This is a genomic window from Rhodococcus sp. IEGM 1370, from assembly GCF_033142325.1.
Taxonomy (GTDB): Bacteria; Actinomycetota; Actinomycetes; order Mycobacteriales; family Mycobacteriaceae; genus Rhodococcoides.
In genome coordinates, this window is record NZ_JAWLRY010000002.1 from 58,880 (window position 1) to 71,279 (window position 12,400).

Sequence of the window (12,400 nt, forward strand, 5' to 3'; positions counted from 1 at the left end):
AGTATCGCAAGTGTCAACATACGATCCATGGTGATCGGCGAAGCTGTGAACAGGCTTGGCCGCACCTGACAGCGAGCTTTCAGGTTTCTTCCGGTCTTTGCTCGACAGGGCGCGAGGACGGCGCGAGCTGCGCCCGGAGATACGCCCTCTCGACCGGCGACGGGTCGAGAGCAAGCGCAGCCGTTCGTGCGTTCTCGGCCTCTTCCGCGCGGTCCAGGCGATCGAGCATCACAGCTCGACAGGCATGCCACAGGTAGTGGCTGCCGAGAGAATCGATGGCGTCGAGTGCATCGAGCCCGGCGGCAGGACCCTGGCTTTCCCCTACGGCGACACTGCGGTTGAGTGCCACGATCGGGGTGTTCTCGACAACCACGAGCGCGTCGTACAACATGACGATCCGTGGCCAATCGGTGTCGGCGTAGGTCGCTGCGGTGGAGTGACATGCTGCGATGGCTGCCTGGACGGTGTAGCGGCTGGGCCGAGAGTCGTTGCGACGCAGTGCACTGTCCATCAACCGAGCACCCTCCTCGATAGCCTCTCGATTCCACCGAGATCTGTCCTGATCCTCCAGCCTGGCGAGGCCGCCCGATTCATCGGTCCTGGTCGCCCGGCGCGAGTCCGTGAACAGCATGAGGGCCAGAAGCCCCTGGAGTGACGGCTCGTCCGGCATCAGGTCGATCAGCAAGCGGGCCAACCGAAGTGCCTCGTCACAGAGTCGAGGCCGCACCAGCGTCTCGCCCCCGAGATGGCCGGCGGTGAACATCAAATACACCGTGGTGGCCACAGCGTCGAGTCGTTGCGGTAACTCTGCCGAGTCCGGTACTCGATACGGAATGTTGGCAGCTGCGATCTTCTTCTTCGCGCGTGTGAGGCGTTTGGCCATGGTGGCCTCGGGCACGAGCATCAATCGGGCGATGTCGGACGTGGCGAGCCCGCAGAGCGTGCGCAGGCTCAGTGCCACCTGGGCGTCGACGGAGAGCGTCGGATGACAGCAGGTGAAGACCAACCGCAACAGATCGTCGGCGATCGCGGACTCGTCGCTCTCGCTCCAATTCTGCTTCAGCACGGCGAGATCCGCCGCCTCCCGTTCCTTCGTGGTGCGCCCGGCCTCGCGTCTGACGATGTCGAGTGCCTTGTTGCGTGCCACGGTCGTGAGCCAGGCGCGCGGATTGTCGGGGACACCCGATCGAGGCCAGTGAGCGAGTGCGGTCACCACGGCCTCGGAGACTGCGTCCTCGGCGACGGCAAGACTGCCGGTGGTGCGCACGAGGGTCGCCAGAACTCGGCGACCCTCGTCACGGACCACGGCCGCCAGGTGCTCGGCCGGTGTGCTCACTGAGCCATCGGGATGATCGGCCGTACTTCGATTGCTCCGTTCCATGCCGCTGGGATCTGTGCGGCCAGCGCGATCGCGGCTTCGAGGTCCTGTGCCTCGAGGAGGAAGAACCCCGCGAGTACCTCTTTTGCTTCGGCGAACGGACCGTCCGTTGTCAGGACGTCACCTCCCTTCCCGCCCGACACGCGCACCGTGGTGGCGGTCGAGGTGGGGTGAAGGACCGCTCCGCCGATGATCGCGGGTCCGGCCGCGGCACTGAATGCACCGTATTCGGCCATCTCGTCCGCGACCTCGGGCGATGTCCAGTCGGCGTCATGGGTGTAGACGATCGCTGCGTATGCGGTCATGAGGTCTCCTTGGAATCGTCGTGGTCGGCGCCATTCGTCGACCTACACACGAAGGACGAACGGGGTTCGTCGAAAAGGACACCATGGACCGGACAATCTCGCCAGACCTCAGTTCTGACAGTGTGGGCAGTGGTAGATCTGCCGTTCCTCGAGTGGGTTGTCACCGATGAGCCCGAATTCGATGGTGGTTCCGCAGCGTCGGCATGGCTTGTTCTCGCGCCCGTACACCCAGAAGTGTCGGCCCGGGCGTCGATCCCCTGTAGTGACGCGTTGGTTTCGATCCTTGTTGGCCATGATCAATCGATAGGACAGGTCGATCGTCTTCTTCAGGTCACCGGCGTCGCCGACCGGTGTACGCGGGTCTATGCCACGCAGAAAGCAGATCTCGTTTCGATAGACGTTGCCGAGCCCTGCGATGTTGCGCTGATCGAGCAGAGCGAGTCCGACGGGACGAGCCGGATCCGACTCCAAATTGGTCAGGGCGGCTACTGGGTCCCAGTCGGAACCGAGTAGATCCGGTCCGAGATAGCCGACGACCTCGTCCTCGTCCTCGACGATGTCGAGGACTCCGAGCTCGAAACCGATGGCCTGCGCGTCGGCGGTGTTCAGGATGATCCGCGCCTGGAACGCCGGGCGACGCCAGCGAGCGCCGGGTGCATAGACGTGCCAGGTGCCTTCCATCTTCAGATGCGAATGAATGACGTAGCCCCCGACTCTGATCAGCAGGTGCTTACCGCGTGAGGCGACGGAATCGACGGTCTCTCCGGTGAAGTCGACTGTGGCGTAACGGGGTACGCGAATGTCGCAGGTGGTGAGCTGCCTGCCCTCGAGTGCGGCGCGCAGGGTGTTGGCAGCGCGCCAGACGGTATCGCCCTCGGGCATCGGTGTCCTCTCTCGTTCCTGGGGAGTATTGCGGTGCTTCAGCGACGCAGACGAAGGCCGCGTGGGGTCGCCGAGAAACCGGCCTCGGTCAGGGTCTTGGAGAAGTCCGTGCCGTGAATGTCGTGACCGTTGATCCGCTCGACGAGTAGCTTGTCGACTCCGCCGCGGCGAACGGTGGCCGCCAAAGCGGTTGCTGCAGCGCCGATGTCCTCGGTGTTCTCACCGAACGTCAGCACCGACTTTCCGCCGCGTTCGACGAACATCGTCAATTCGCCCCGGACGAGGACCACCAGTGCACCGGCCTTGCGACCCGGCCGATGCTTCGTCGTCTCGTCCGGCTTGTCTCCGACACCGGCCTCGCCGCTGCCTGCTTTCGGCCAGGGCAGTGCTCCACCATAGGGGTTGGCCGGATCGCAGGACGCGAGCACGACGGCGGTGGCGTTCTTCTTCGGTTCGTCGTAGCTGCGCAACCGGTCCACCACATCGGAGGTGGAGAACTGCGCTCCGCCGAGGGAATCGACGAAGTAGCCGCGACGGCAGCGACCGGAATCCTCGAATCCGGTGAGCACCTTGTACATCGTGGCGAATCCGCCGGGCACGCCCTCGTTCATCACCGAGCCGCGGGTCACCACGCCGTAGCGTTCGAGCAGTACATCGGCGGTCGCATGGGCGCGGACGGTCAGGTCGGGTTCGAGCTCGGGCAACCTCGACCATCGTCCACCCGCGGTCGGGGGTCCGGTGCGGGTGGGCAGGGACGGCCGCTCGAACTGCCGGTACGAGCGCAACCGCGGTGTCCGACGAGGTGCTCGATGACTCGGGGCCGAGCGGGTGGTCGTGGAGTTCAACAGCGCGCGCAGCGGGGCGAACGTGTCGTTGCTCAGACGGCCCGCCCACACCAGCTCCCACAGTGCAGCCTGCAGAGCGGTGTCGTCGGTACTGCCGACGGTGTCGGAGAGCTGTCGGAAGAAGTACGCACCGCCGCCCGCGACGGCGTCCTGAATACGAATCTGCAACTCCGACAAGTCGGATTCGGCAGCGGGCACGAGGGTCAGCGGAGCAGTATCGGCCATGTGCAGGCTCACCCAGCCATCCTTCGATGAGATCGCGCCGTGTCCCGACCACAACACCTCCCCGGTGGAGGTCAGTTCGTCGAGCATCGCCGGGCTGTAGTCCGTCACCCGCGACGAGAGCACGAGCGATTCCCAGGCCGATGCCGGAACAGGAACGCCCGCAAGCTGTTCGATGACGGTTGCGACGCCGTCGATTCCGCTCAGGCGTCGGCTGTCCACGTGCTGCCACGCCGGCAGGAAGCGGCCGAGGGTGGCGGTGGAGACGGGTTCGATTTCCTGCCGAGCCGCAGCGAGCGACCGGCGCCGCAAACGTCGCAGGACCTCGGCCTCGCACCATTCGCTGCCGGTGGCTCCGGGCCGAAATTCGCCCTCGACGACGCGCTTGTCGACGGCGAGTCTGCGCAGGACGTCGCGTACCACGGCGGTGCCCACCCCGAAGCGCGCCGCGGCGTCGTCGAGGGTGAACGGTCCGTGGGTTCGGGCGTACCGGCTGATCAGGTCCACCAGCGGGTCGTCGACGGGTTCGATGAAGGCGGCCGGAGTTCCGATGGGAAGCGGGACGCCCAGTGCGTCGCGCAGCCGCGCGGCGTCCTCGATCGCCGTCCACCAGTTCTTGCCGGCGAACGAGACCTCCATCGCCCGCTTGGCATCGGCGAGTTCGGTGAGCCACTGCGGGTATTCGTCGCCGTCGGTTCGAAGGCCGACTTCCTCGACGGTCAGCGGACCGAGCAGTCGCAGCAGATCCGCGACGCCTTCGATGTCCTTGGCGTGGCGGTCCTCGGGGAGGCGCTGTAGCTCGAGTTCGGTGGTGGTGATGACGCTGTCGTCGAGCAGCTCTCGCAGTTCGACGCGTCCGAGCAGCTCGGCGAGGAGCGCCGAGTCGAGTGACAGTGCGGCGGCTCGGCGTTCGGCCAACGGGCTGTCGCCCTCGTACATGAATGCGCCGACGTAGTTGAACAGCAGCGAATTGGCGAACGGGGACGGTGACGGCGTCTCGACGTCGACGATTCTGATCTGGCGTCGGCCGATTCTGGCCAGGATGTCCTCGAGGGCGGGGAGGTCGTAGACGTCTTGCAGGCACTCACGGACGGTCTCGAGCAGGATCGGGAACGTCGGGTATTTGCGTGCCACGTCGAGCAGCTGGGCCGAACGCTGGCGCTGCTGCCACAGCGGCGCTCGCTTGCCCGGGTTGCGGCGGGGGAGAAGCAGTGCGCGAGCGGCACATTCGCGGAATCTCGATGCGAACAGAGCCGACCCGCCGACCTGTTCGGTGACGATGTCGGCGATCTCGTCGCGCTCGAAGACGAACAGTTCTGCGCCCGGTGGCTGGTCGTCGGTGTCGGGAAGCCGGACGATGATGCCGTCGTCGGATGCGGTGGGGGCGGCGTCGATGCCGTACCGCTCGATCAGCCTCGCGCCGACTGCGAGCGCCCACGGCGCGTGCACCTGCTGGCCGTAGGTGGAATGCAGAACCAGTCGCCAGTCACCGAGTTCGTCGCGGAACCGCTCGACGATCATCGTCTTGTCGGTGGGGAGCTGGCCGGTGGCCTTGAGTTGCTCGTCGAGCAATGCGATGAGGTTGTTGACGGCGTTGGCGTCGAGACCGTCGGAGCTCAACCGGTCGGCCAAGTTGCTGCGATCGGTGGTGCTGCGCAGGAACTCACCCAGGGCCTGGCCCAGTTCGGCCGGCCGGCCAAGGCCGTCGCCGTGCCAGAAGGGGAGCCGGCCGGGTTGGCCGTACGCCGGGCTGACGAGCACCCGATCGTGGGTGATCTCCTCGATCCGCCAGCTGGTGGCACCGAGAGCGAACACGTCACCCACTCGCGATTCGTAGACCATCTCCTCGTCGAGTTCGCCTACCCTGGACTGCTTTTCGCCCACCATGTAGACGGTGAACAGGCCGCGGTCGGGGATGGTGCCACCGGAGGTGACGGCCAGCCGTTGCGAGCCGGGACGGCCGGTGAGAGTGTTGGCGTCGCGGTCCCACACGAGCCTTGGCCGTAGTTCCGCGAACTCGTCCGAGGGGTAGCGGCCCGAGAGCAGATCGAGAGTCGACTCGTAGGCAGATCGGGGCAGGGTGGCGAAACTGCCTGTGCGACGGACGGAATCGAACCAGTCCTCGGCGTCGATCGGTTCGAGGGCGCAGGCCGCCACCGTCTGCTGCGCCAGCACGTCGAGTGGATTGGCGGGAACGAACAACGCCTCGATCTTGCCCGACGTCATGCGTTCGACGGTGACGGCGCAGTGGATCAGGTCGGTGCGGTGCTTGGGGAACAACACACCCTTGGAGATCTCGCCGACCTGGTGACCTGCGCGTCCGACGCGTTGCAACCCACTCGCCACCGATGGCGGCGCTTCGACCTGGACGACCAGATCGACTGCGCCCATGTCGATTCCGAGTTCGAGGCTGCTGGTGGCGACGACGCAGCGCAGCCTGCCGGTCTTGAGATCGTCTTCGATCAGCGCGCGCTGATCCTTGCTGACACTGCCGTGGTGGGCCCGGGCCAGCAATGGATCGGCACCGTGGTTCACGTCGGTGGGAGTGCCGACCTGCGAGGGCGGTTTGTGCTCGGTCTCGACGCCGTCGCCGATCCGTTCGGCGTACACCTCATTGAGCCGCGCAGTCAGCCGCTCTGCGAGACGTCGAGAATTGGCGAAGACGATGCACGATTTGTGCTCGAGGATGAGATCGACCATCTTCTCCTCGACGTGGGGCCAGATGGATCCCTGCGCCGGGGGAGCGGCCGAGGTGTCCGCATTCGGGTCGGTGACGCCCAGTTCGGTCATGTCCTCGACCGGCACCTGGACCGTCAGATCGAATGTCTTCGGTGCAGGCGGAGCGACGATCTCGATGGGAGCGGCACCGGCCAGGAATCGGCCCACCTCTTCGTGCGGTCGTACCGTCGCGGACAGGCCGATGCGTTGAGCCGGCTTGTCCAGCATCGCGTCGAGCCGTTCGAGAGACACCGCGAGGTGTGCGCCACGTTTGGTGCCCGCGACGGCGTGTACCTCGTCGACTATCACGGTGTCGACCTCGGCGAGGATGTCTCGCGCGGCCGAGGTGAGCATGAGGAACAGCGATTCCGGGGTGGTGATCAGGATGTCCGGCGGCGTCTTGATCATGTTCCTGCGGTCGGCGGCGCTGGTGTCGCCGGATCGCACACCGACCGAGATCTCCGGTGGGTTCAGGCCGAGGCGCTTGGCGGTCTGGGTGATGCCGACGAGGGGAGCGCGCAGGTTGCGCTCGACGTCGACGGCAAGGGCCTTGAGCGGCGAGATGTAGAGGACTTTGGTCTTGCGGGTGCTGTCCGCACCCAGCTGCGCAAGCTCGTCCAGGGCCCACAGGAAGGCCGAGAGCGTCTTGCCCGAACCCGTCGGAGCTACCACGAGGGTGTGCGAACCACTCGAGATGGACGACCACGCGCCCAACTGCGCGGACGTCGGAGCGGGAAAAGCGCCGGTGAACCATTCCCGGGTCGGCCGCGACAACTTCTGCATCACCGACAGCTCGCCCGCTGCGTCGGTGCCCGTCCTCTGCCTGGCCATCCCATCATCATGCCCCCGGGCACCGACAGATAACCCTCACGCCGTTCCCCGAGCGTGCGGCGGTGTCGATTCGAGCGATTCGGGTACACCGCCCCCATGACCGACGACCAAGAGATCATGCAGAAGATTTCCGCGAAACTCGACGCTCTGCTCGGCAGCAAGACCAACGGCCTGCAGAACGAGGTGCCTCCGGGCGCGAGCATCCAGTCCGACGAGGACGATGCCGAGCACGGGCCACTCGGCCGCGACTACCACCTGGCGAGCAAATACGCGCAGGCTCTCGCCATCAACGAGCCTCAGGTCATCGACCGCGAGGAATTCGATCGACTGGTCGCCGAGTACGGCTGACCAGCACCGCTGCACGACACCGGCCCCGGCCCACCCACTCGGGCCGGGGCTTCGTCGTGTTCGCAGCCGTGGCGCGGACCCCGGCACCGGATCTACAGTCGACGGGGTGACCGAACGCAAGAAGCCAGGAGTCACGTTCGAGTCCTGGGTCGACAAGCAGATTCGCGAGGCGCAGGACAACGGTGCGTTCGAGGGCCTGGAGGGCACCGGCAAGCCGATCCCGGTCGGCGATCCCGGCGACGAGCTGTGGTGGGTGCGGGGCTACCTGAAACGGGAGAACCTGCCCGCCGACGCCTTGCTACCCACCGCATTGCAGCTGCGCAAGGAGATCGAGCGGCTGCCGTCGACATTGATCGGCATTCGGCGCGAGGATTCGGCACGAGAGGTGTTGGACGAGTCGAACGCTCGCATCGTCGACTGGATTCGGTTCCCGACGCCGCCGATCGTGCCGCTCGGCCCGGTGGACGTCGAGAACTGGATGGAGAGCTGGCGGATCAACCGCGCCGAGGTCGACCGACTGGCCCGCGAGCATCGCTCGCAGTCGGCCGAACCCCTGGTTGCAGCGTCCGATACAGCTGGAGCATCGTGGTGGGCGCGCGTCCGTCGGACACTCACCTGGCGGCGGTGAGTCCCGTCGTCGTTGTGCGCAGGGCCAGCGCATCGGCGGCCGTCGACACGAACGGAATGCCGGCTGTTCCGTCGACCCGAATCTTCGACGGCAGCAACCCGTCGGGCCTGGTCGGTTCTTCCATCGTCTTCCAGCCGGTGGCCCGCCTCAGAATCCCGCTGACCAGTGTGTCCTCCACGTGTCGGGTTCCGCTGCGCACGGAGATCGGTGCGGTATCGAGCTCGATTCGAGCGAATCGTAGTGCTGCATCGACGGCCTCGGTGGTCTGCGCTGCCGACGATCGCCCGCGCTGACCGGTGCTCAAGCCGTGCCCGGGTAGATCGAGCACCACAGCATGGACGCCCCCGGCAGCGACGTCCGAGGCCAACGACGTGAGATAGCGTGCATGCACACCGGCGTCGGCGACCAGTACCACCGACTCTCCGGTTCCGACGGATGCTCGATGGATTTCGACGTGCACGCTTCCGCGGCCGGTATCGAGTTGTCGATGCTCCACCTGCAGTGCTGCAACATCCTCGCGACTCAGCGCAACGGCCTCCGATGCCGGGCGCAGTGCCGCTTCGCAGGCAATGCCGCGTGCCAGGGCGTCGCCACGTCGCAGGAGCGACTTGCCTTGCAGCAGAATCATCATCGCTGCACTCTCGTGTGCCGTGAGCGTCGGTGCCCAGCCGGTGGCTCGGCCGAGAGCCGAGGAATCGACGATGGGCTCCCCGGGTGTGACCCACTGCCCGGAAAAGGGTGTCAGGCCGAGTCTGAACGCGACATTGGCGACGTGGGTTGCGGCTTTCTGCGGTACGTCGAACATCAACTGTCCCTGCATCGCAGCCAGTTCGCGCACACCGACCCAGTCCACCGGACCGAGGTTGTACGGGCCGATGAGATCGGTCTTGACTGCGCGGTGGAAGGCGTCGGCCATGTCGTCCTGGTGCAGGAATTGATACGACGCCCGATCCGCCTCCGGGAAGGCACCGATCGGCCCGGTGAACTGGTCGATTCCGTCGTTGGCGAAGTCGGGTCCGACGATGTACGTACACCGCAACATGGAGATGGTCATCTCGCCGGGGTGTCTACGGAGCCACCACTCCGCGTAATGTTCGACCTCGGCCTTGTCGTAGAAGTAATAACGGTTGGGATCGCCTGCGGGATAACTGTTCTCGGTGAGCGGCTCGGGAGCGATGTCGGCACCGTATGCGTTGATGCTCGACGCAATCACCACTCGTGCCACGCCCGCTCGATACGCCGAATCGATGACGTTGCGTGAGCCGCGGAGGTTGATGTCGTGAGTCTCGGCCTTGTCCTTGAGCTCCTCGACCACGAACGCGAGATGCACGACAACGTCGCAACCGGTGAAAATCTCCTCGAGGTCCAATGACCTGATATCGGACCGAAGTGAGGAGAATTTGGGGTCTTCGAGTCGAGCTGGGCGACGAGATATGCCGACTACCGAATCCACCTCGGGATCCTCGAACAACCGCGGTAGTATCGCCGCCGCGAAATCACTCGTTGCCCCGGTGACTGCAACGCGCAGGCCACGGGTGTGCTCACTCATTCGGGCAGCCCTGCCACGGCCTCGATGATCTGTTCCGTGGCGGTCGCCAGTTGCTGCTCGGTGTGCGTGGCCATCACGCACAAGCGAAGCAGTGCACCGGACTTGGGCACGGCGGGATGCAAAGCGGCGCTGGTGAAGATGCCACGGTCGTACAGGTTCTTCCACAGGTTCATGGCTACGAGATCGTCGCCGACGTGGAGAGAGACGATGGGGGAGGCGGTGTCTCCGTACGGGGTGGCGGAGCGGCCTGCCACGTCGAGCCCTGCCGACTGCAATCCGCCGCGCAGGATCTCGGCATTGTCGAGTACGCGCCGAGCTCGATCTTTCCCCTCGTCGCTTCGGATCAGGCGCACGGATGCCAACGCGGCACCCACTGCGGCAGGCACGCCGGAGGTTGTGAACAGAAAAGCGCGGGCCTTGACTCGGAGGGTGTCGATCAAGTCGCTCGAACCGGTGACGAACCCACCGGTGGAGCTGGGGCTCTTCGACAGCGATGCCATCGTGACGTCGACGTCCTTGGAGATGCCGAACAGTTCGGCGGCTCCGGTGAGTTCGGGCCCGTAGATGCCGAGGCTGTGCGCTTCGTCGACCATCAGTGCCGAGTGATAGCGGATGCACAGCTCGGACACCACGTCGAGCGGTGCGAGGTCCCCCTCCATGGAATACAGGCCGTCCACGATGACCAGCACGGCACCGTCGTCGACGACGGGCTGTTGGAGTTTGGCTTCGAGGTCTGCCATGTCGTTGTGCTTGAACTTGACCACCGACGCGCCGGAAAGGGCGCTGCCGTCGCGAATGGATGCATGTGCCGCCGAGTCGACTACGACGGTGTCGCCGGGTCCGACGATTGCACTGATGGTTCCGAGGTTGGTCTGGTACCCGGTGGTGAAGACCAACGCGTCGTCGGTTCCGTGCCACTGGGCAACTTCGTTCTCCAGCTCGAGATGCAGGTCCATCGTGCCGTTGAGCAGCCGACTACCGGTCACCGCGCTTCCGAAGGTGTCCAACGCATGTTGGGCTCCTTCCACTACCTTGGGGTGGTCGGCGATTCCGAGATAGTTGTTGGAGCCGAGCATGAGCTTGTCTTTGCCCTCGACTCGGACGACCGGTGCCACGGCGGACTCCATCCTGCGGAAGTACGGAGCCACATCGGCTTCCCGAACGGCCCGCAGCAAGTCCACGCGCTCGTCGCCGCCGAGTCTCTTCATCAATCTGTTGACAGCCATTATCGACCAGAACTCCTCACAGAGTTGAAATAGAATGTTCGCCAATTTCTCGTTCATTCGGAGCTGTACCGGATAGCGATGGGTATTGATGGAAAGAATATTTCTGTGAACCGATGTACCCATGGATCGAGGATTGCGTCGGATACGGTCGCAATAAGATAATCAAAGTTCTTTTCTCAGGAAAGCTTTACGAAAACTTTTATGTTTCCATTCTCGAAACGTCGGGTACCGTTGATGACCTGGAGAAATTCACCCAGTTCCACCTTCGGAATGCTTGTAGATTCAAGTCCGAATTGCCGTGATCAAAAACTGGTACGAAATCAAAAAGTGACACAAGGAGACGAACAGTGACTGGATTGATGGTGCGTGAGAGGGAAACCCTCGAGAAGTACATGCCGGGTTTGTTGCACTATTTGGACACAACCCCGCTGGACCGACTCGAGGCGCGCGATTCGGACGCGATCGACAAGTTTCGCGAATTCGGCGGCACCGGTTTGGTGGTCCCGGCCGAGCTGGGCGGCCTCGGTGCTCCGGCCATCGATGCGGTCCGCGCACAACGGGCAATCGGGTCTCGCTCGCCCTCTCTCGGTGCCGGAACGACGATGCATCATCTCTCGCTCGCCTCGCTGACGGAGTTCGCTCGCGGTGCCACCGAGGACGATCGCGCGTTGATCAAGGGATTGGTCGAGCAGAAGGCGATCGTTGCTTCTGGATTCTCCGAGGGCGTCACCGGCGGCAGTGTGTTCATTCCGACGATGACCGCCGTCAAGAAGGGCGACAACTACATCGTCAACGGCAGCAAGAAGCCGTGCAGCCTGGCACGATCCATGGATCTGTTGACGTGCAGTGTCGAGATCGACTCCGGTGACCGCGCCGTCGCTCTGATTCCGGCCAGCCTCCCAGGTATGAGCGTGAAGCCGTTCTGGACCACCGATATTCTGGCCGGCGCGCAAAGCGAAGAAGTCCTGCTCGAAGATGTCGAAGTGCCCGCGAGTCTGGTTCTGCCCAACAAAGATGACGATCCCGATGGCGTGCACGAGATGACCGGTTACCTGTGGTTCGGCATGTTGATCTCCGCGAACTACATCGGTGCAGCGACGTCCCTGCTCGAGCGCATGATCGAGCAGGACAAGGGCGATCACGAGGGCTACGTTCGAGCGGCGGCCGAACTGGAGACATCCATGGCGGCCATCGAGAACGTGGCCCGCGCTTTCGACGAAGGTGAACGCGGACAAGATATCTCGGTGAGGTTGTTGTTCAACCGCATCGCCATTCGCGACGCTCTGGTGCGGAGCAGTTCCGCTGCGATCGAGTCACTCGGCGGAATCGGATTCATCAAGTCACCCGAAATCGCTTACGTCGCAGCGGCATTGCATGCCTTCGCTTTCCACCCGCCGTCACGGCGATCGATTTCGGAGACCCTCGCCCGTTTCCATGCGGGTGAAGACTTCGCCTTCGTCAAGTAGCA

At 64.5% G+C, this 12,400-nt stretch carries 9 protein-coding genes; 3 read left to right on the forward strand and 6 right to left on the reverse strand.

Annotated features, from left to right (window positions below; translation table 11 throughout):
- Positions 1–79: 79 nt before the first annotated feature.
- From R4P47_RS03470 to R4P47_RS03485, 4 genes are all read right to left on the reverse strand, one after another.
- Positions 80–1,336, reverse strand: coding sequence for an RNA polymerase sigma factor (locus tag R4P47_RS03470; RefSeq protein WP_262498293.1), 1,257 nt, complete (start codon positions 1,334–1,336; stop codon positions 80–82).
- Entirely contained in the window at positions 1,333–1,683 is a 351-nt protein-coding gene (locus tag R4P47_RS03475; RefSeq protein ID WP_149405405.1) for a YciI family protein, read from the reverse strand. The genes R4P47_RS03470 and R4P47_RS03475 overlap by 4 nt, the downstream gene beginning before the upstream one ends.
- 108 nt (positions 1,684–1,791) lie before the next feature.
- A complete protein-coding gene (locus R4P47_RS03480; RefSeq protein ID WP_149405406.1) occupies positions 1,792–2,565 on the reverse strand; it encodes a DNA-formamidopyrimidine glycosylase family protein in 774 nt (257 codons plus the stop codon).
- A 38-nt stretch (positions 2,566–2,603) separates the two neighbouring features.
- Entirely contained in the window at positions 2,604–7,181 is a 4,578-nt protein-coding gene (locus R4P47_RS03485; protein ID WP_149405407.1) for an ATP-dependent helicase, read from the reverse strand.
- Between the two features lie 96 nt (positions 7,182–7,277).
- On the opposite strand from R4P47_RS03485, the gene R4P47_RS03490 reads away from it, so the two are divergent.
- Both R4P47_RS03490 and R4P47_RS03495 read left to right on the forward strand, forming a co-directional pair.
- Complete coding sequence (locus R4P47_RS03490) at positions 7,278–7,529, forward strand: modification methylase HgiDII (RefSeq protein WP_068051442.1); 252 nt, start codon at positions 7,278–7,280, stop codon at positions 7,527–7,529.
- 106 nt (positions 7,530–7,635) lie between these two features.
- Positions 7,636–8,157, forward strand: a complete 522-nt coding sequence (locus R4P47_RS03495; RefSeq protein ID WP_149405408.1) for a DUF1992 domain-containing protein — start codon at positions 7,636–7,638, stop codon at positions 8,155–8,157.
- On the opposite strand, the gene R4P47_RS03500 is transcribed toward R4P47_RS03495, so the two are convergent.
- Both R4P47_RS03500 and R4P47_RS03505 read right to left on the reverse strand, forming a co-directional pair.
- On the reverse strand, positions 8,141–9,706 hold the full coding sequence (locus tag R4P47_RS03500; protein ID WP_149405409.1) for an NAD-dependent epimerase/dehydratase family protein: 1,566 nt from the start codon (positions 9,704–9,706) through the stop codon (positions 8,141–8,143). The two genes, R4P47_RS03495 and R4P47_RS03500, sit on opposite strands and share 17 nt — an antisense overlap.
- Entirely contained in the window at positions 9,703–10,932 is a 1,230-nt protein-coding gene (locus tag R4P47_RS03505; protein ID WP_149405410.1) for an aminotransferase class I/II-fold pyridoxal phosphate-dependent enzyme, read from the reverse strand. The genes R4P47_RS03500 and R4P47_RS03505 overlap by 4 nt, the downstream gene beginning before the upstream one ends.
- 347 nt (positions 10,933–11,279) lie before the next feature.
- On the opposite strand from R4P47_RS03505, the gene R4P47_RS03510 reads away from it, so the two are divergent.
- Positions 11,280–12,398 (forward strand): acyl-CoA dehydrogenase family protein, encoded by a 1,119-nt coding sequence (locus R4P47_RS03510; protein WP_149405411.1) that lies wholly within the window; start codon positions 11,280–11,282, stop codon positions 12,396–12,398.
- Positions 12,399–12,400: the final 2 nt, after the last annotated feature.